Source organism: Sphingopyxis sp. MG, from assembly GCF_002953155.1.
Classification (GTDB): Bacteria; Pseudomonadota; Alphaproteobacteria; order Sphingomonadales; family Sphingomonadaceae; genus Sphingopyxis; species Sphingopyxis granuli.
In genome coordinates this window covers 3,159,702-3,178,698 of the sequence record NZ_CP026381.1, presented here as the reverse complement: position 1 = coordinate 3,178,698, position 18,997 = coordinate 3,159,702, and the positions used below count along the sequence as shown (strand labels likewise).

The 18,997-nt window shown below is 63.9% G+C and carries 15 protein-coding genes and 2 pseudogenes; 12 read left to right on the top strand and 5 right to left on the bottom strand.

Annotated features, from left to right (window positions below; genetic code table 11):
• Positions 1-53 precede the first annotated feature (53 nt).
• From acpA to C3E99_RS14550, 7 genes and pseudogenes are all read left to right on the top strand, one after another.
• On the top strand, positions 54-1,667 hold the full coding sequence (acpA, locus tag C3E99_RS14585; protein WP_104959992.1) for an acid phosphatase: 1,614 nt from the start codon (positions 54-56) through the stop codon (positions 1,665-1,667).
• 108 nt (positions 1,668-1,775) lie between these two features.
• Positions 1,776-3,091 (top strand): annotated as a pseudogene (locus C3E99_RS14575) (IS3 family transposase); the annotation flags it as partial.
• Between the two features lie 62 nt (positions 3,092-3,153).
• A protein-coding gene (locus tag C3E99_RS14570) for an IS3 family transposase (protein WP_104959270.1) occupies positions 3,154-4,301 on the top strand; the annotation gives its coding sequence in 2 pieces (ribosomal slippage) (positions 3,154-3,412 and positions 3,412-4,301; 1,149 coding nt in all).
• A gap of 170 nt (positions 4,302-4,471) precedes the next feature.
• A pseudogene (locus C3E99_RS14565) lies at positions 4,472-4,951 on the top strand (nucleotidyl transferase AbiEii/AbiGii toxin family protein); the annotation flags it as partial.
• Positions 4,948-5,454, top strand: a complete 507-nt coding sequence (locus C3E99_RS14560) for a hypothetical protein (protein ID WP_104959990.1) — start codon at positions 4,948-4,950, stop codon at positions 5,452-5,454. The pseudogene C3E99_RS14565 and the gene C3E99_RS14560, both read left to right, overlap by 4 nt.
• A gap of 359 nt (positions 5,455-5,813) precedes the next feature.
• Entirely contained in the window at positions 5,814-6,716 is a 903-nt protein-coding gene (locus C3E99_RS14555) for an ArdC family protein (protein ID WP_104960397.1), read from the top strand.
• Positions 6,717-6,864: 148 nt separating this feature from the next.
• On the top strand, positions 6,865-7,785 hold the full coding sequence (locus C3E99_RS14550; protein WP_104959989.1) for a nucleotidyltransferase and HEPN domain-containing protein: 921 nt from the start codon (positions 6,865-6,867) through the stop codon (positions 7,783-7,785).
• Between the two features lie 372 nt (positions 7,786-8,157).
• Here the strand turns inward: C3E99_RS14550 and C3E99_RS14545 are convergent, their stop codons facing one another.
• Positions 8,158-8,349, bottom strand: coding sequence for an excalibur calcium-binding domain-containing protein (locus tag C3E99_RS14545; protein WP_104959988.1), 192 nt, complete (start codon positions 8,347-8,349; stop codon positions 8,158-8,160).
• A 433-nt stretch (positions 8,350-8,782) separates the two neighbouring features.
• Between C3E99_RS14545 and C3E99_RS14540 the strand changes: the two genes are divergently transcribed.
• The 5 genes from C3E99_RS14540 (at position 8,783) to C3E99_RS14520 (ending at position 11,502) form a co-directional block, all read left to right on the top strand.
• Positions 8,783-9,307, top strand: coding sequence for a hypothetical protein (locus C3E99_RS14540; RefSeq protein ID WP_234002492.1), 525 nt, complete (start codon positions 8,783-8,785; stop codon positions 9,305-9,307).
• Positions 9,304-9,813, top strand: a complete 510-nt coding sequence (locus tag C3E99_RS14535; RefSeq protein ID WP_104959987.1) for a sigma-70 family RNA polymerase sigma factor — start codon at positions 9,304-9,306, stop codon at positions 9,811-9,813. The genes C3E99_RS14540 and C3E99_RS14535 overlap by 4 nt, the downstream gene beginning before the upstream one ends.
• The gene (locus C3E99_RS20355) at positions 9,807-10,382 is read left to right on the top strand and encodes an RNA polymerase sigma factor (protein ID WP_104959986.1); all 576 of its coding nucleotides are present in this window, start codon (positions 9,807-9,809) and stop codon (positions 10,380-10,382) included. Before C3E99_RS14535 ends, C3E99_RS20355 begins: the two co-directional genes overlap by 7 nt.
• 254 nt (positions 10,383-10,636) lie before the next feature.
• Positions 10,637-11,137, top strand: a complete 501-nt coding sequence (locus C3E99_RS14525; protein WP_067186234.1) for a hypothetical protein — start codon at positions 10,637-10,639, stop codon at positions 11,135-11,137.
• A 62-nt stretch (positions 11,138-11,199) separates the two neighbouring features.
• Positions 11,200-11,502 (top strand): hypothetical protein, encoded by a 303-nt coding sequence (locus C3E99_RS14520; protein ID WP_158682318.1) that lies wholly within the window; start codon positions 11,200-11,202, stop codon positions 11,500-11,502.
• Between the two features lie 64 nt (positions 11,503-11,566).
• Here C3E99_RS14520 and C3E99_RS14515 read toward each other — a convergent pair whose 3' ends face one another.
• From C3E99_RS14515 to C3E99_RS14500, 4 genes are all read right to left on the bottom strand, one after another.
• Entirely contained in the window at positions 11,567-13,162 is a 1,596-nt protein-coding gene (locus C3E99_RS14515) for a tetratricopeptide repeat protein (RefSeq protein WP_067186230.1), read from the bottom strand.
• Positions 13,163-13,240: 78 nt separating this feature from the next.
• Positions 13,241-15,409 (bottom strand): primosomal protein N', encoded by a 2,169-nt coding sequence (locus C3E99_RS14510; RefSeq protein WP_067186228.1) that lies wholly within the window; start codon positions 15,407-15,409, stop codon positions 13,241-13,243.
• Positions 15,410-15,638: 229 nt separating this feature from the next.
• Positions 15,639-16,742, bottom strand: a complete 1,104-nt coding sequence (locus C3E99_RS14505) for a PepSY-associated TM helix domain-containing protein (RefSeq protein WP_067187186.1) — start codon at positions 16,740-16,742, stop codon at positions 15,639-15,641.
• Positions 16,743-16,758: 16 nt separating this feature from the next.
• The gene (locus C3E99_RS14500; protein ID WP_067186226.1) at positions 16,759-18,963 is read right to left on the bottom strand and encodes a TonB-dependent receptor; all 2,205 of its coding nucleotides are present in this window, start codon (positions 18,961-18,963) and stop codon (positions 16,759-16,761) included.
• Between the last annotated feature and the right edge of the window lie 34 nt (positions 18,964-18,997).

The window sequence follows — 18,997 nt, the reverse complement described above, 5'->3', positions numbered from 1 at the left end:
TGCGGCGTAATGCTGCGGCATGTCTCCTGGCGCGTTTCCGAGGGAGGATTGCGATGCATGATATCGATCGTCGGTCACTATTGACCGGCATGGCCGCCACGGGCCTCGCGGCGACGATGAGCGCCGACGAGGCTTCGGCGAGAACGAGGCGCGATACACACTTCGACAGGCGTCTCCGTGCCGCGATAGATACGGTGGTGGTCATCTATGCGGAAAACCGGAGCTTCAACAATCTATTCACCGGCTTTCCAGGCCTTGAGCAGCCACTGGAGCAAGTACCGGTCGATCGCACGCGGCAGCGTGATCGCGACGGTGGTTTGCTACCGCACCTGCCACCTATCTGGGAAGGGCTGGTTCCGGTAAAGCAGACAGTTCAGCACCGTGAATTCCTAATCGGACCAAACGATCTGCCGCAATTGGCGAACGAACCGTTCCAACTTTTGACGACCGATGGCGACCCACTGCCGCACGGTGTCATCACCCGCGACCTGGTCCATAGCTTTTATAACAATCAGTTACAGATAAATGGGGGGCGGAATGACGGTTTTGTCGCCTGGGGCGACAGTGGCGCATTGGTGATGGGGCATTACGGAGATTCCAGTGCCGTGCTGCGCTTGTGGCAGATCGCGCGTGAATTCACCCTGTGCGACAATTTCTTCCAAGGCGCGTTCGGCGGCTCCTTCTTTAACCACCAATATCTTATTGCGACCAGCCCCCCCTATTATCCGGATGCGGACAAAGGGCCGGCGCGCGAAAAGATCGTTCAATTTGACCCGGACTTTCCCGACGAACTTCGTCCACTCATCAAAACCGGCACGCCATCCAGCGCCATGGACGGGCCGGTACGCTTTGTAAGCGACACGCTTTCGCCTGACTTCTACGCCGTCAATACGATGCTGCCTCCCTATATGCCCAGCTACCAGCCCGATCCCGATAGGCCAGGCTACTCCAGAGCAAGCAGCTCGCTGACCATGCCCGCACAACACCACCCGACGATTGGTGATCGCCTATCGGCACGAGGCATTGATTGGGCGTGGTACGCCGGCGGCTGGGCTTTGGCATATGAGGGAAAGTCGGACAGCCGGGATTTTCCTTCGCGCCCTAATTTCCAGCCGCACCACCAACCCTTTAATTACTTCGCGCGTTTCGCGCCAGGCAGTGTCGATCGCGATCGGCATCTGCGGGATGGAGGCACGGGCGAAACGGCGCGGACGAATCGTTTCCTTGCGGATGCGGTTGAGGGCAAGCTTCCATCAGTCAGCTTCTACAAACCGCAGGGCGATCTGAACATGCATGCGGGCTATTCGGATGTCGATGCAGGCGATCGTCATATCGCGGGCGTGATCGACACGCTGTGCAAATCCCCTCAGTGGAACAGGATGATGATCATCGTCACGTTCGATGAAAATGGCGGTTGGTGGGACCATGTGCCGCCCCCCAAAGGCGATCGATGGGGTCCCGGAACGCGAATCCCGGCGGTAATCATATCCCCCAGCGCCAGGAAGGCGCATGTCGATCACACCATATATGACACTGGCTCGATAGCGCGCTTCCTGGTCCGCCGCTTCGGACTTGAGTCGCTATCGGGCCTCGTCGAGCGCGATCGAGCGATGATCGCACATGGCGGCCCACCGTCCGGCGACCTTACAGCTGCGCTCGACCTGTGAACTCCCGATCATGCCCGGTCCATTGTCCGCCGTCAGCACCAATGGCACAGATTTGAGGTTGTGATTTAAGGAGGATCTGGGCTTCGTCGTAGTGACGAAGGAACGAAGATGAAGCCCAGATCCTCCAATGTAAAATCGCCGGCCAAGGCCCCAGCAGAGCGGGTAGTGAAGGACATCCGCCGACAGACCCGGCGCCACTTTTCGGCCGAGGACAAGATCCGCATCGTGCTGGATGGCCTGCGCGGGGAAGACAGCATCGCCGAGCTATGCCGCAAGGAAGGCATTGCCCAGAGCCTGTATTACACCTGGTCGAAGGAGTTCATGGAGGCCGGCAAGCGCCGCCTGGCCGGCGACACCGCCCGTGCCGCGACCACCGGAGAGGTCCAGGACCTGCGCCGCGAAGCCCGGGCCCTGAAGGAATGCGTGGCCGATCTGACACTGGAAAACCGTCTGCTCAAAAAAAGCATGGTCGCGGATGGGGGCAACGACGAATGAGGTATCCCGCATCCGAGAAGCTCGAGATCATCAGAACCGTCGAGCAGTCGCACCTGTCGGCCAAGCGCACGCTGGACCAACTCGGCATCCCTCGTCGGACATTCTACCGCTGGTATGATCGCTACCTCGAAGGCGGGCCGGAGGCGTTGGAAGATCGGCCATCGGCGCCGAGCCGGGTGTGGAACCGCATCCCGGCGGGCATCCACGACCAGATCATCGAGCTGGCGCTGGAACAGTCTGAGCTGAGCCCCCGGGAACTGGCCGTGCGCTTCACCGATGGGCAGCGCTACTTCGTGTCGGAATCCACGGTTTACCGCCTGTTGAAGGCCCACGACCTGATCACCAGCCCGGCCTATGTCGTGATCAAGGCTGCCGATCAGTTCCACACGAAACCCACGCGGCCGAACGAGATGTGGCAGACCGACTTCACCTACTTCAAGATCATCGGGTGGGGCTGGATGTATCTGTCGACCGTGCTCGACGACTTCTCGCGCTACATCATCGCCTGGAAGCTGTGCACCAACATGCGAGCCGAGGACGTCACCGACACGCTGGACCTCGCCCTGGCGGCTTCTGGTTGCGACAGCGCCACGGTGCTGCACAAACCCCGGCTACTCAGCGATAATGGCCCCAGCTACATCGCGGGTGAGCTGGCGGAATACATCGAGGCCCGGAAGATGAGCCATGTCCGCGGCGCCCCGTGTCATCCCCAAACCCAGGGCAAGATCGAGCGCTGGCACCAGACCCTGAAAAACCGCATCTTGCTGGAAAACTACTTCCTGCCCGGCGACCTCAAAGCCCACATCGAGGCCTTCGTCGAGCACTACAATCACCAGCGATACCACGAGAGCCTGGCCAACGTGACGCCTGCCGACGCCTACTTCGGCAGGGCTCCGGCAATCATCAAACTGCGCGAAAGGATCAAGCAACTGGCCTGCTGCCGGTTTGGTGGACACCGAGATAGGGTGTTTCCACCTATCGGAGGTCCACAATGCAAAGAAGGAAGTTCAGCCGCGAGTTCAAGCTTGAGGCGGTGAGGATGATCCGCGAACGCGGGGTGACGATCGCCCAGGCATCGCGCGATCTGGATGTGCATGCGAACGTGCTGCGTAAATGGGTTCGGGAGCTTGCCGCCGATCCGGGTCATGCCTTTCCCGGTCACGGTCAGATGAAGCCGGAGCAGATGGAGATCGATCGCCTGCGGCGCGAGCTGGCCAAGCTGAAGGCGGAGCGCGACATCCTAAAAAAAGCCGCCGCCTACTTCGCGAGGGACTCGATATGAAGTTCCAGTTCATCGCGAAGCACCGAGGGATCTGGCCGGTGGCATGGATGTGCGGGGCGCTCGGTGTCTCGCGAAGCGGCTTCCATGCCTGGCTGATCCGCCCGCCGTCGCAGCGTGCCCGCGACGACGAGGTGATCGGTGCGAAGGTCCGCGCCAGCCATGTAGGAAGCTATCGCACCTATGGTGCGCGCCGTGTCTGGCACGACCTGCTGGCCGACGGGATATCCTGCGGCCTGCACCGGATCGAACGGCTCATGCGGGCACAGGGTCTGCGAGCCAGGCCGCGGCGACGCGGGCTTCCCAAGGATCATGGCGATCGCTCGGTCATCGCCGGCAACGTGCTCGATCGCCAGTTCACGGCCGACAGGCCGAACCAGAAGTGGGTGGCCGACTTCACCTATATCTGGACAGCCGAGGGATGGCTCTATGTCGCCGCGGTGATCGACCTGTTCTCGCGCCGGGTGGTCGGATGGTCGATGAGCGTCAACATGACGGCACAGCTCGTCACCGACGCGCTGATCATGGCGATCTGGCGGCGCGGCAAGCCCGACGCGCTGCTGCATCACTCGGATCAGGGAAGCCAATATACCAGCGAGCAGTTCCAGCGGCTCATGGCCGATAATGGGGTCACCTGCTCGATGAGCCGGTCCGGCAATGTATGGGATAATGCCGCCATGGAGAGCTTCTTCTCCTCGCTCAAGACCGAGCGGATCGGGAAGAAGGTCTACCGCACGAGGGCGCAGGCGAAGGCCGACGTGTTCGATTATATCGAATGCTTCTACAACCCGACCCGGCGTCACTCGACCCTGGGTTACCTCAGTCCTATCGACTTCGAACGCGAAGCTGGGGTAGCCTGAATGAACCTATCTCGGTGTCCATCAAACCGGCAGCAGGCCAAACAGACCATCGAACATCGGCGCTTGCAGCACCGCAAGTTCGCCGCCTAACATCAACCCCCTGACGAGGTCCGCACTCCGCTAATCTACGCCGCGAGTTGTGCCGAATGTTCTGACGACGGACACTCTACGCGGGCAAGATCGTGGCGGCGCTCGACCGCCAGCATCCCCGCGACCTCTTTGACGTGCGCGACCTGCTCGCGAACGAGGGCGTCACGAACGAATTGCGCCGCGCCTTCCTGGTCTATCTTGCCAGCCATAACCGCCCGATGGCCGAAGTCCTGGCCCCGACTCGCAAGCCGCTCGGCGACGAGTTCGAGCGCGGCTTTGCCGGGATGACGCAGGAGCCGGTCGCGCTTGCAGAGCTTGAAACCGCGCGCGAGGCGATCATCGCTGCGGTGGTCACCGATATGCCGGACGATCACCGGCGCTTTCTTCTCGGCTTCAAACGCGGAGAGCCGGACTGGAATCTGCTTGGGCTGGCCGATGCGCAGAACCTGCCCGCCGTCCTCTGGAAACAGCGCAATCTTGAGAGGCTGCCCGCCGACAAGCGGAGCGAGCTGGCCGACGCTCTTGAGAAAGTGCTGTTTCCTGCGGGACACGACAAATGACGGACGGTGGCTTGGGACCAGACAACGCCATATGGGATGACGGCGAATGGGTGAGCTGGGACGAGATCAACCAGCAAATCCAGTATAAAGAATGGCGCGCGCGTTATCCCAATGCAGACCTGTCACTGGTATCCGTCTTTGAATCCCTGATCGGCACCGCCGAGGAATACTACCACCTCACTGGCAGGCACTTGCAAGTCTATGGCGACATTGGCGAGCTGTATGGTGCGATCACGCACGGTATCAAGCTGCACCGCAATTACGCCAAGGGATCTGACGGTCGCCTTGGCAACGATTTTGTCGAGATCAAAACTATCACGCCGTTCAAGAACTGCGATACGGTCGAGATCAACCTCGACCGTCATTTCAGCAAAGTCCTGATCGTGAAGATCAACGCCGATTTTGAGGTGCGGGGCAAGCTGGTTGACCGCAAAGCCCTCCCCCAAGGCAAGGTGCGGGGCAATCGCCTGTGTATCGACTGGTCGCTTGTCGAAGCGAAATAACCGGCACGATTCCAATAGCGACAGATTGCAGGCGTCCCCTCGGCCAGGCTTTATGGCTTCGCCACGGAACCCACCTCGCGGTTTCCGCCCAATCGGTGACAATCCCTGACGCGGAATAGGGCGGGCAAGCCCGCCCCGCATTGAGCGCCGCTGGCGGCGCACCTTCAACATTTGATCGAGGAAGAAAGAGGCGCTGCCTCTCTCTCCCTGCAAGGTGCCGCTTTGGGGCCGTGGCTCGCTGCGCTGCGCCCGCACCACCCCGGTACCGGACCTTGCCCCCACTCTCTCCGCCCCTCGCCGGGTCGGCAGGGGTCATGCGCGGCATGACCCGCTGCGCGGATTGGAAGGGAGTGAACATCATGACCAAGCAAGACCCTCACAGCCGCATCACGGACCGCATCTTGGCCGAGCTTGAGCAGGGCACTCGCCCGTGGCTCAAACCGTGGAGCGGCGGTGACATGGCCACATCAGGCCAGACCCGCCCCTTGCGCGCCACCGGTCAGCCCTATCGCGGGATCAATGTGCTGCTATTGTGGATCGAGGCGCAGGCGTCCGGTTTCGTCAGCCCTTCATGGATGACCTACAAGCAGGCGCAAGCCTTGGGCGCGCAGGTCCGCAAGGGCGAGCATGGCGCAACCGTGGTTTACTATGGCGACGGCAGCAATACCGTCCGCGACGAGGCCAGCGGCGAGGAGCGGGAGCAGGCGTTTCGTTTCCTGAAAACCTACACCGTGTTCAACGTGGCTCAGATCGACGGATTGCCCGAGCGATTTCATATCGTTCCGGCACCCGCGCCGGAGGTGGAGCGCATTGAAGCGGCGGAGGCGTTCTTTGCCAGCATTCCGGCAACCGTGAACCACGGCGGCGACAAGGCATATTATATTCCGTCAGCCGACCGCATCCAGCTTCCGCCGTTCGCCGCGTTCCACGATGCCCACGCATATTACACCACGAGGGGCCATGAAACCGTGCATTGGACTCGCCATGAGAGCCATCTTGATCGCAGCTTTGGCCGCGAGAAATGGGGTGATGAAGGCTATGCCCGCGAGGAGCTTGTTGCGGAGCTGGGCGCCGCTTTTCTTGCCGCCGACCTTGGGCTTTGCATCGAGCCTCGCCCCGATCATGCCAGCTACATCGCGAGTTGGATCAAGGTGCTGCAAAACGACACGCGCGCCATCGTGCAGGCCGCCGCCCATGCCGAGCGCGCCGTTGCCTATCTTCATCAACTGGCGAACCCCGAGGAGGCGAAAGAGGCGGCATAGCCGCCGATCGGCGAGGCCGCCCCAGACAGGGGCGGCCACTTCGTTTGCCCTCCCACCCAATCCCGTGCGCAGGCCGCTCCCTTCGGTCGCGGCCTGGTCGCGATAACTCTTGCTAATAGTCAGCGATTGCTCGAAGATTCGCAGGTCTATGCGCACCGACATCGATCATCTTCCTGCCGCGAAGCAGCGCGAGCTTGAGCGCATCGTCGCGATCATCTTCGACGAATTCGGCACGGCAACGGAAAATGCGACCGGCCCGCGCAAGGGCGCGCGCATACTCAAGATTATCCTGTTCGGCAGCTACGCTCGGGGCGATTGGGTCGATGCGCCGACATCGGCGAACCAGTATAAATCTGACTATGATATTCTCGTCATCGTCAGCCAGAAGGAACTGACCGACCGCGCCGCTCATTGGGCGAAGGCCGAAGATCGGCTGATCCGAGCCTACACGATCGAGAGGACGCTCCAGACGCCGGTCAACTTCATCGTCCATTCGCTGCATGAGGTGAACGACGGGCTGGCGCATGGCCGCGTCTTCTTTATGGAGGTCGCGAAGGACGGGATTGCACTTTACGACGCCGATGATCGGGAATTGGCGACACCCAAGCCGAAGACGCCCGAGCAAGCACTGGCCGCGGCCAAGGAATATTTTGACGAATGGCTTACCAGTTCGTTGGATTTCTATGATCAGGCGAAACACGCGATGGGAAAGGGCCGTGCCAAGATCGCGGCCTTCGAACTCCATCAGGCCACCGAGCGCCTATACTCATGTGTTCTGCTCACGCTGACGTTCTATACGCCTTACAACCATAACATCGCCTTTCTGCGATCGCTCGCCGAAGGCCTCGACCGACGCTTGTTTGGCATTTGGCCTGAGGCCAATCGCCGCGAGCGCGCGATGTTCCAGAAGCTGAAAGAGGCCTATACCAAAGCCCGCTATTCGAAGCATTACAAGATCAGCGAAGAAGAGTTGATTTGGCTCGGCGAACGCGTCGAGGAACTCGGACGCGTCGTGCATCAGGTCTGCAGCGACAGGATCGCCGAACTCGAAGCCAGAATTCGCAGATAGCGAACGGCAAACTTGGGGTGGGAAGCCGACGCCAATATCGCTAAGCTCTCGCCGTGGACTTCTCGATCATCCTTGTCTTTCCTTTCAGCGCGTTGATTGCGTTCACGACCCTAATCGGTGCTACCCTCGCTAAAAGACCAAGGCCGCGATTGATGTGGTCCTTCGCATTTTCGACGATTTTGGCTGCGTCTGAGTTTGTAGGCCCACCGGAAATGGCCCGGTTGGGCTTCTGGTTTCTTGACCTCGCGTTAGTGGCACTGTGGGCCGCGTTCGGGACCGTTCTTGGTGCACTTGCAGCAAAGCTGACAATCTCTGCGACCCGATGGCTTTCCCGTTGAGCGACCGCAACGGTCACTTTAAGCCGTCTCGCCTTCAGCGATAAGGCTCGCACGCAATTCCATCGCTGTCGCCGTCCATGCCCTCGCGGTATCCCGGCTCCCCGCGATAAATCGGGGCGGTTCCTGCGGCGCGCGCATCGTCGCAGCCGCGCCAGTAATCACCCTTTTGGGGGGCACGTTCGCGCATCATGCCCGTGGAGACGGCAATATCCCTGGCATTCGCCATGAAAGCTTGTCGTCCGTCGGGAGTGGTGACCGACCAAGCTGTCCCTGCGGCAACGCCGAGGAGGAGCGCGCCAACGAAATAGCTACCGACCGGCCGCGAGCGTTGGCGTCGTCGTGTCCTCGCGGCGGCGTAACGGCGCGGCTCATGATAACGATTGTACCGACGATGCTTCATGCGGTCGACTTAGCTCAACATCGGTAAACGATCGGTGAGGCTGGCGTGGCTACCCTCGGCGTGTCTGCCGAGGGACTGGCCGCCACCGGGCTTGCCGTGACGTCCCGATTCTGGCATGATTCCGCTCACGGGATGGAAGACTGGCGGCCATCCCGAGGATCGTCCTGCCAGCATCATGCAGGTCCGGCCAAGGGTCGGGCAGTTGCTGTAGACCGCTTTAGCGGCGTACAGCGGACACCGCTTGCACATTCGCGCATGAATGCGCGAACCGCCGCTGTGCGAGCTGCAAATGACTACCCCAAAACCGAAGGACTTCTACGCGCGCGAAGTCGTGATGGCGCGCGTCGACCATCTCATCCGCCGCAAGCAGGGCGAGATCGAGCGGATCACGCGCATCCTGCGCGCTTTCTTCGATCCCGATCAGGTGCAGGCCCCCGAGCCGGGCCAGATCAGGCGGATCATCCTGATTGGCCCCTATGCGCGGCGATCGTGGTATGAAGACGACCAGACGATCAACTTTTCCGATTACGAACTGTGGATCGTCGTCAATCATCCGCTCTTCAAAGAGGAATGTTGCTGGACCCGCGCCCGCGAAATCATCGGCAGCGAGCTTGGCGATCGCTGCGCGGTCAGCCTCGAACTCTATTCCCGCGCCGACATTCGCATCGCCAAGGCCGAGCGTGACACTTTCATCCTCGACCGGGTCGAAGCAGGCATCACCCTTAACTTGGCCTCGCGCGATGCGCCGCTGGGTGAGCGCGAATGCAAGGGAGCGCGGGCATGATCGCGCCCGCTTCGACCGCCGCCGTCGAGGACCTATATCGCACCGAGTATAGGCGCTTGTTGCGTAAGCTGCGGCGCCGGGTCGGCTCCGACGAGGCGCCCGATCTGGTGCAAGAGGTGTTCGCGCGCTTTCTGCGCAGCGAGGCGCTGGGCCGCGTGGAAAACCCGGCCGCCTATCTTTCCCGGATCACCCGCAACCTGCTGATCGATCGCGCGCGCCGGAAACGGCACGGCATGCCGATCTTCTTTCCATTCGACGACGAGCGCGACGCGTCGTCGCGTGCCGACCAGACATGGCGGATCGAAGCGATCGACCTGTTTCGCCTCTACCGGCAGACCGTTCGCGCCATGCCGCCGAAGACCCGGCGAGTGTTCGTGATGCGCAGGGTCAAGCGCATGAACTGCAAGGAGATCGCGGCCAGGCTCGATATCAGCATCGCGACCGTCGATTATCATATGGTGCAGGCGCTCGCGCGCTGCCGCGCTGCGGTTGCCGCACAATGGTGACCGAGACATATGTCGGGCGCGACCGCACCGCCGACGTTCGAGAACGGGCCGAAACTCGTGCCTCGCCCGGTTCGGGGACTGATTTCGCGGCCTTCTATCGCGCCGAGCGAGGGTGGCTGTTCCATTATTTCCGAAGGAGGATCGGGCGCGATGCCGCGCCCGATCTTGTGCAGGAAGCTTTCACGCGGCTGCTTCGCAGTGGCGCGTTCGATCGGGTCGAATATCCGCGCCCCTATCTGGCGCGGATAGCGCATAATCTGCTGATCGAGCGAGCGCGTAAGATTATGCGCGAGGGAGGCACCGCCTGTCAGTTCGACGAAACCTGCGATGCGCCCGTGGCGCCCGAGCAGGAACGGCACGTCGAGGCGATGGAATTGCGGAGGGCCTACCGGCAAGCGCTCCGCCCCCTGTCGCGAAAGACCCGGCGCATATTCCTAATGCACCGCCTGCGCGGCATGACATATCGGAATATCGCCGACGAACTTGGAATCAGCAACAAGACCGTCGAGAAGCATATCGGACGCGCACTCGCACGGTGTCGCAGAGTCGCGCGCGCGCATCGGGAGTAGGATCGCGCATCCACTACTGCGCATGCTCTTGGGAGTCGGTTCGATTACTTTTTTGAGGAAAAAATTCTCGGGGCCTAAGTGGGGGCATCCTTGCCGCATGTAATGAACTATCTAGCTGTAATTAAATCAGAAAATTTGAGCTCTTCGATTCCGGCTCGGCCTCCAAATATCGCATGAGCGCGCACTGGCGCTGGCCCCCCGCTCATGTTGACTGCGATGCGCGCGCGGACATCCGGCGGACAAAGGGGAGGGGCATGCTGTATTTTCTGCTGATGAGTCCGGTGCCGCCGTGGATTCCGGATCCGGAAAACCTCACCCAGCCCATCGTCCATTACCAATGCGAAATGGTGAACGAGCGGTTCGACCGTCACACGCTCAAGTTCAGGCGCGAGGGCGGGCGCGGTTATTGGCGGGCGCCCGGCGAGGCCGCCGTTACGTCCGGAAAACATGTCATTGAAGAAGATGGCATGGGGTTGTTTTCGGGGATGATAGAGGTCCCACGGCCGGAGAGCGAAAGGCGGGGCGCCTATTTTCGCGACACCGAACGGATTGCCGATGCATCCAGAGCAATCGTCATGGAAGAGGTGACGCCGATATTGAAGATGCTGGAAGACGGCCTGAGTTGGCGGGCGAGTCTCGTCCTGACGATCGACCACGGTTTGCGCGTCGAGCGCGTCGTAGGATTTTGCGATGTCCGTCCCGAAGATCAGGATCCGCTGGACGAAAAGGAAACGCGGGACCTGCTGGCAGGTTGAACGGACAGGCGCCGAATCTCGTCTTCAGGGCGGGACACATCGTGGGGGAGGGGATGGTGGCCGTGCTGGACTGGCTGTTGAGTTGGTCGGGCGTGCTGGGATTCGCAATGGTCCTCGCCGCGCCGGTTTTCGTTGCCCGTTACGGCGTCGCGGGCGCCGGATGGTCGATGCTTCTCATCGGGCTGCTGAGCGCCGCTAGCTTCTGCCATTTCTGGACGGCTGATATCGAGGACGAGGCGCTCATCGGCCATTCGAACGCGGTGGGATTGCTGATGTCGGTCCTGCTTGCCGTTCTCGGTTTCGCGGTCGTCGCCGTCACGCTCGGAATCCGCAAGCTCATGTCGTCCGGAGACGATGCTCCATAGGCGTCGCCTCGTCACGGTTTCGCTTCGCTCGCCGTGACGAAGGAAAGCCGGGACGGCGGCGATCCTAGCCTTTCCTGCCTTTCTGCCGGTCCTCGGCTTCCTTGAAGATTTCGGCCAGCTTGGCGCGGGCTTCGTCGATCTTGCTCTCGTCGATCAGGTCGACGGTCGCGCGAATCTTGTTTTCCTTTTCGGTGCCGTGCGCGGCGAAGGCGATCGGCGACAGCACCGATCGCGCGAGGTCGCCCTTGTTCTCGTCGAGCAGCTGGCGCGCCAGGATCAGCCGATAGAGCGCGTCATATTTGGCATAGTCCCACGCGCTTTCGAGGATGACCAGCGCGTCCTCGGGAATCGGCTCGCCCGCCTCGCGATAGGACATGTAATAGCCGATCATCGGCCGCGGGTCCTTCTGGTCGAGCTTATGCGCCTTGACCAGCCACGGGCGTGCCTGGGCATACAGCGCCTTGTCCTTGTTTTCGTCGGCACGCGCCAGGAAGATCGAACCCATCAGGAAATTGGCGAAGGAGCTGTCGGGCGCCAGCGCCAGCGCGCGCTTTGCCGCGGCTTCGGCCTCGTCGAAATTCCTCGCGTCCAGATGCGCCTCGGCGACGATCAGCTGCGCTTTCAGATTGTCGGGATAGGCCGCGCCCTTGCCGGACAGGTCGCGCGCGACATCCTTTGCCTCCTTGCGGTCGACGCCGCGCTGCGAACGGATATATTCGCGCATCAGCGCTTCCTCGGCCGGGGGCAGCTGGCGCAGCGCCACCGCGGGCTCGGGAACCGCGTTCGGCGGCGAGACCATCACCGGGAACTGGTTGCGGCCCTTGTATTTGCGCAGCTCGGCCTGCAGCGTGTCGAGGTTGCCGAAGATCCGTTTCGCTGCGGTCAGGCTGTCCTCGCCCTTGTTGAGCGCCGCCAGATAGGCGGGAAGCTGCCCCCGGCGCTCTTCGTTGAAGTTCAGATAGTGCGACAGCAGCCAGCCGAAGGCGTAGGATTGATACTGCTCGAGCCCGGTCAGCTTCACCTTGTGGTCGAACAGGCGGGACAATCGCACGTCGGGCAATTGCTTGAGCGCGGCGCCGCGCGCCTGCGGCACCAGCCCGCCGACGAAGCTGCCGTCGTCGCGGAACTCGACCGTGCTGTACAGCTCGGCGAACCCTTCCGAATACCAGGCGGGATAGGCGGTGCTGAAATTGGTCAGCATGAAATGGTGCGTATATTCGTGGAACAGCACCTGTTCGGTGTCGAGGGTCGGGCCGCTGCTGCTGCGCCGGACGCTGCTCATGTCGCGGCGCTTTTCGCGCGCGGGGACGAAGGCGACGGTCGAGCCGGCGCGCGGGATATAGAAACCCGCGATGCCCGACCCCGGCGCTCCGGCGACATAGGCGATGTCGTCGATGTCGCCGCTGCGGAACACTTTCACCTTGTTCGCCTCGCCCATGTCGGGCCCCGGAATCGGATAGCCCTGAAGATAGCGCAGCGCATTGTCGTAGCGTTCGAGCAGGCGCGCGAACTGTTCGGCGTCGTCCTTCTTGCTTTCGGAATAGACGATGAAATGCGCGGTTTCAGCCTGCCACCATTCGGCGCGCGCGCTGGCACCGATCGCCATCGCCGCCAATGCCGTTCCGACGCCGATCGCGCGTACCCAGCCCTGCAATTTCACTCGCCCGCTCCTCGAACAGATGTCCTGAAGCCGAGGGCTAGCAACTACGGCCCGCGATTCCAATGCCCCGATCGGTCGTCAGACGAAGCTGTAGGGGTCTATGTCGATCGCGAGGCGCGCCTTGGCGGGCCAGTCGATGCGTCCGACCCAGTCGCGGATCGCGCCCTGCAGGTCGAAGCTGCGCGGGGCGTGCAGCAGCAGGCGGAAGCGGTGCCGTCCGCGCAGCATCGCGAGCGGCGCGGGGGCGGGGCCATAGATGGCGAGACCGTCAGCGACCGGTGCCTTCTCCCCCAGCCGCTGCGCGACGCCGCGCGCCACCTCCATCTCCTCCGACGAGATGACGAGCGCGGCGAAGCGGCCATAGGGGGGTGCCCCCGCCTGCCGCCGCGCGGCGGCCTCCGCGGCGTAGAAGCCCTCGCGGTCGTTCGCGACCAGCGCCGCCATCACCGGGGCGTCGGGGACGCGCGTTTGGATCAGCACCTCGCCCGGCTTCACCCCGCGCCCGGCGCGTCCGGCGACCTGCGCGATCTGCTGGAAGGTGCGTTCCGACGCGCGCAGGTCGCCGCCGTCGAGGCCGAGGTCGGCATCGACCACCCCGACCAGCGTCAGGTTCGGGAAATGATAGCCCTTGGTGACGAGCTGGGTGCCGATGATGATGTCGACGAGACCGCCCTCGACCGCGTCGACGAACTCGGCCGCCTTGGCGGGCGACCATAGGGTGTCGCTGGTGACGATGGCGGTGCGCGCTTCGGGAAAGCGTTCGGCGACCTCGTCGGCGATCCGCTCGACGCCGGGGCCGCAGGCGACGAGGCTGTCCTCGTCCTCGCACTCGGGGCACAGGCGCGGCGGTGGCATGACATGGCCGCAGTGATGGCAGGCGAGGCGATGGACGAGCCGGTGCTCGACCATCCACGCGGTGCAGTTCGGGCACTGGATGCGATGACCGCAGGTGCGGCAGAGCGTCAGCGGCGCGAAGCCCCGCCGGTTGAGGAACAGCAGGCTCTGCTCGCCCTTCTGCAACCGGTCGGCCAGCGCGTCGACGAGCGGCGGCGCCAGCCAGCGGCCGCGGTCGGGCGGATCGATCCGCATGTCGATCGCCGCGAGGTCGGGCAAAGTCGCGCCGCCATAGCGCGCGGGCAGGACGATGTGGCGATAGCGTCCCGCCTCGACCTGCGCGAGGCTTTCGAGCGCGGGGGTCGCGCTGGCGAGGACCACCGGCAGCTTTTCGAACGCCCCGCGCATCACCGCGACGTCGCGCGCGTGATAATGGACGCCGTCCTCCTGCTTGAAGCTCGTTTCGTGCGCCTCGTCGACGACGATCAGGCCCAGCCGGGCATAGGGCAGGAACAGCGCCGACCGGGCGCCGACGACGATCTTCGCGTCGCCGCGCGCGATCGCGTGCCAGGCGCGGCGGCGCTCGGTCGAACGCAGCCCCGAATGCCATGCGACCGGCTCGCAGCCGAAGCGCGCGGCGAAGCGCGTCAGCATCGGCTCGGTCAGGGCGATCTCGGGCAACAGGACGAGCGCCTGCCCGCCCGCTTCGACCGCGGCGGCAATCGCCTCCATATAGACTTCGGTCTTGCCTGATCCCGTGACGCCGTCGAGCAGCAGCGTCTCGAACCGTGCGGCGGCGACGGCGTCGCGAAGCTCGCCGGCGGCGGCGGCCTGCTCGGCGGAGAGGGCGGGCGGTGCGAAGGCGGGGTCGGGCTCGGGATAGGGGGCGTCGGCCGACACGCTCACCGCTTCGAGCGCGCCCGCCTGGACGAGGCCGCGGATCACTCCGTCGCTGACCTCGGCAAGCGCCGCCAGCTCGCGCACGGTGCCCTGCCGGCCGCCGATCTTCTCGAGCGCCACCGTCCGCTGCGGCGTCATCCGCGGCGGAAGCGCGCCCGTCGCGCGATATTCGACGATCGGGCGGCGCGCGTCAGCAAAAGCGGCGCCGGGCAGCACCATCCGCAGCACCGCGCCCGGCGGGGCGAGATAATAGTCGCTCGTCCATTCGACGAGGCGGCGCAGCGGCGCGGGGACCGGCGGCACCGGCACGACCTCGTACAGGTTGCGCAACCGGTTGTCGCCGACCGGATCGGGCGCGCCGAAGCTCGCATCTTCCCATACCGCGCCGCCCATGCGCCGCGGCCCGAGCGGCGCGACGACGACGCTGCCGAGCGGCGCCTCGGTGCCCTGCGGCACGCGATAGTCGAGCGGCCCGAGGGCGGCAGTGAGAAGGAGGACGCGGGCGCGGGTCATCTGTGGGGAGGATATAGGGCGGCCGGTAAAATAGGAAAGCGGACGCGGCTCCGCGTGAACCGAAATCTCTGCGCCTCTGCGCGAATCCTGGAGCGGCGAACCATGATCTGCACCGTTCGCCCTGAGCTTGTCGAAGGGCCGTTCTTTCTCTTTGGCGCCGCAAGAAGAACAGTGCTTCCCCCGGACTTGATCCGGGGTCAGCACGAACGAAAACAGCGGTGATCCAGATTTAACGCGCGGCGTTTTGGAAAGCGGCTAACGCCGCTTCCTTCACCCGCGGTTTCGCCGGCTTCGAGCGCCGGAACCAGAAGGTCCAGACCGCGAGGCTTCCCAGCATCGTCATCGACAGGCCCGAGATCGTCAGGACGAGCCGCCACAAAAGGCCGCCGACCTTGCCCGAATGGATCGGATAGGCCTTGTTGAACGCCTGCGCGCCCGCGGGCATCGCGAGCGCGTCGCGCGCGCCGAGCAGCTTGCCCGTCGCAGCGTCGAACCACAGGGTCGAGCGGCCGTTGGGCAACCATTCGGCCTGCTGGCGCATCCGCAGCATGATCGGGCCGCCGTCCTTCGCGGGCAGGCTGAGGATGCGGAACTCGGCATCGGGGAAGCGGCGGCGCGCCTCGCCCAGCATTGCCGCGTAATCGGGCCTGGCGGCTAGGGGGCCGCCCTGGTATTTCGGCGGCTTCATCGCCCTGGCGGCTTCGGCGGGCGAGCCGAAAGGCGCAATCATCGCCATTGCGAAAGGCTGAAAGATCATCATCGTGCCGGTGACGACCGACAGCAGCAGCAACGGTGCGACGACGATGCCGAGGTCGCGGTGGTGCATGACGATCGCCGGCCGGCTCATCCGTTTCGGCCACAGCCGGAAGCGGAAGGTGCGGCGCGTGCGCCACCACAGGATGACGCCCGAGAGGATGAAGAACAGGCCGCACAGCCCCGCGGTGCCGATCACCCATTCGCCGGTGTCGCCGGTGAACAGATGATGGTGGAAATCGAAGATCCACAGCTCGGGCCGCTCCCACTGGCTCGCCCACTGCGTAGCGACTCGCCCCGTCTGGTCGGCGTAGAGGCCGGCGCCGTCGCCGAAGCGCGCCTGGTGCAACCCGAAGCCGTCGCTGGCATAGATGATGCCCTGCGGCGCCTGCGGCAGCGCCATGATCCGCTCGGTCGCGGCGACGGTGCTCGCAAGGTCGGTACGCAGCGGATCGCCGGCATGCGCGACGCCGATCCACGCATATTTGTGCAGCAGGATGGTGCCCGACAGGCCGAGCAGCGCCAGCACGAGGCCGATCAGGCCGCCGGTCCAGCGGTGCAGCGTGTCGAGCAGTTTCATCATCGGTGGGCCATGCCTAGAAACGATAATCCCAGCCGAGCGTGAAGGTACGTCCGCGGCCGGCGAAGTTGAAGAAATTGTCCGTCGGTCGCTGGGTGTCGCTCGCATAGCTGATATATTGCCGGTCGAACAGATTCTGCACCGCAAGGCTGATGCCGCCGAGCCGGGTCTGATAGCGCAGGATGGCGTCGGTCAGATTATAGCCCTCGAAATCGTTGCGCGCGTCGCGGCCCGGCCCCCGGAAGGTGCGCGCGAGATAGAATTGCGTCTGGACGCGCGCGGACAGCGGGCCCTTCGCATAGGCGGCGGCAAGGTTGAGCCGGTCGGGCGAGATGTTGGCGCCGTCGAGGTCGGTGTCGACCGCCCCGTCGCCGTCATTATCGAACCGGCCTTCGATATGCGCATAGCCCGCCGACAGCGTGAGCCCGTCGATCGGCATCCGCACTGCCAGGTTGAGTTCGAGCCCCTCGATCTCGACGCGCTGGCGCACGACGTCGAAAATGCCGTCGGGACGCGCGATCAGAAGCTGCCCCTTGGTGCTCGTCGACCAGAAATAGGTCGCGGTCGCGTCGAGCGGTCCGCGCTTCACCTCGACCCCGATCTCGCGGTTGTTCGAGACGATCGGCGCGATATCGAGATAATTGTCGATATCGACCCCTGTCCTGCTCACCGCGCGGGTGATGCGGCCGACGTCGGGGACGGTATAGCCCTCGGCATAGCTGGCATAGGCTCGGATGCCCGGCGTCGGCTCGACGATCAGGCCGCCGTTGACCAGAACGTCGTCGAAGCTCGGGCTGCCGCCCCCGACGTCGACGCCGCCATAGGTCGAGGGACCGCAAGGTCCGGTCGGCACCGCCGGGGGCGTGGGGCACGCGACGAAGGTGTTGGCGGCGAGCGTGTGATAATCGGCAATGCTGATCTTCACATCCTCATAGCGCGCGCCGCCGGCCAGACGGACGATGCCGTCGAACAATTTGAGGTTCGCCTGGCCGAAGGGCGCGAAGCTGCGGAACCTGGTCGGTGGCACCCATGCGCGATTCGTGGCGATCAGCCGCTGCTCGCTTTCGTCCCACAGCGCGTCGAAGCCCGCGATCAGCGTCAGTGCCTCGAAACCCGGAACCGCGCGTTCATAGCTGATTTTGGCGCCGACCTTGCGGCTGCGGTTCTGCGACTGGTCGAACAGCGTGCCGACGGGCGCGATCACCGGGTCCTGAAAGCTGGCGATCGGATTGGGTTCGCCGCCGAACGTGTCGCGGGTGCGGTTCCAGAACAGCTGGCTGACGAAATTGCCGCCGCCCAGTTGCGGGTCGGTCAGCGACAGCGCGACGCTTTCGGTCCGGCTTGCGGCGGGAACGCCCGGCGGCGTTCCGCGCGTCTGGGTGGTGGGGATGCCCCCCGCTTTGTTGCCCGCGACCGGCGCATAGTCGCCGTCGCCCTTCATCTCATAGCGGCTGGCGATCAGGTCGAGCCGCATCGTGTCGGTGACGGCATAGCCGAAGCGGCCGAAGAGCGAGAGCGTCTTCGAATCCATCGTTTCGCCCTGCGTCAGGTTGATGCCGACCGGACGTCCCTCGCCGTCGCGAAAGATGCCGCGGATTTCATAGGCGGCACCGACCGTGGCGTCGAAGCGTCCCGCCTTGTACTGGACGAGCCCGGCCGCCTTGCCGCCCATGCCGGCGCCCGAAAATTCGTCGTCGGCGGTGCCCTGGAGCAGGAAGCGGCCGGACACGCCGTCGGCCTTCGGCGCGCCCACCGTCACCTGGTTGACGATGCCGCCGGTGCCGCCGATCCCCTGCAACGCGTTCGAGCCGTAGATGACCTCGACCCGGTCGATGAAGAAGCCGTCGATCGTGAAGCCGTCGCGGCTGCCGTCGCGCAGCGGGTTCGACTGCGGAATGCCGTTGATCGCATAGAGCGGCGCGCGCCCGCGCAGCGTTTCGCCGGCGCCCGACAATTTCTGCCGGGTGGGGGAGAAGCTGGGGGTCAGCGTCGCCACCGCGTCGGCGATCGACCCCGAAATCGCGATCTGCTGCTCCAGCGCCTGCTTGTCGATCAGGTCGATCGTCAGCGGCAGCGCGTTGGGCGGCAGGACGGTGCGCGCCGCGGTGACGATGATGGCCTCGTCGGCGTCGGCGCTGTCGGGCGCTGCGGCACTTTGGGCATGGGCGGGCGACGAAAGCGCGGTGCAGGCCAGCGCTGCGGCGAAATATCTGCGATTCATTCTTGGCTCCTGTTCCGGATGCGCTGCTAATGCG

What these genes read in the sequence shown, in the direction of transcription:
- acpA (WP_104959992.1), top strand. Translation starts at nt 54, where the DNA reads ATGCATGATATCGATCGTCGGTCACTATTGACCGGCATGGCCGCCACG.
- C3E99_RS14560 (WP_104959990.1), top strand. Translation starts at nt 4,948, where the DNA reads ATGACGGACGGTGGCTTGGGACCAGACAACGCCATATGGGATGACGGC.
- C3E99_RS14555 (WP_104960397.1), top strand. Translation starts at nt 5,814, where the DNA reads ATGACCAAGCAAGACCCTCACAGCCGCATCACGGACCGCATCTTGGCC.
- C3E99_RS14550 (WP_104959989.1), top strand. Translation starts at nt 6,865, where the DNA reads ATGCGCACCGACATCGATCATCTTCCTGCCGCGAAGCAGCGCGAGCTT.
- C3E99_RS14545 (WP_104959988.1), bottom strand. Translation starts at nt 8,349, where the DNA reads ATGGCGAATGCCAGGGATATTGCCGTCTCCACGGGCATGATGCGCGAA.
- C3E99_RS14540 (WP_234002492.1), top strand. Translation starts at nt 8,783, where the DNA reads ATGCGCGAACCGCCGCTGTGCGAGCTGCAAATGACTACCCCAAAACCG.
- C3E99_RS14535 (WP_104959987.1), top strand. Translation starts at nt 9,304, where the DNA reads ATGATCGCGCCCGCTTCGACCGCCGCCGTCGAGGACCTATATCGCACC.
- C3E99_RS20355 (WP_104959986.1), top strand. Translation starts at nt 9,807, where the DNA reads ATGGTGACCGAGACATATGTCGGGCGCGACCGCACCGCCGACGTTCGA.
- C3E99_RS14525 (WP_067186234.1), top strand. Translation starts at nt 10,637, where the DNA reads ATGCTGTATTTTCTGCTGATGAGTCCGGTGCCGCCGTGGATTCCGGAT.
- C3E99_RS14510 (WP_067186228.1), bottom strand. Translation starts at nt 15,409, where the DNA reads ATGACCCGCGCCCGCGTCCTCCTTCTCACTGCCGCCCTCGGGCCGCTC.
- C3E99_RS14505 (WP_067187186.1), bottom strand. Translation starts at nt 16,742, where the DNA reads ATGAAACTGCTCGACACGCTGCACCGCTGGACCGGCGGCCTGATCGGC.
- C3E99_RS14500 (WP_067186226.1), bottom strand. Translation starts at nt 18,963, where the DNA reads ATGAATCGCAGATATTTCGCCGCAGCGCTGGCCTGCACCGCGCTTTCG.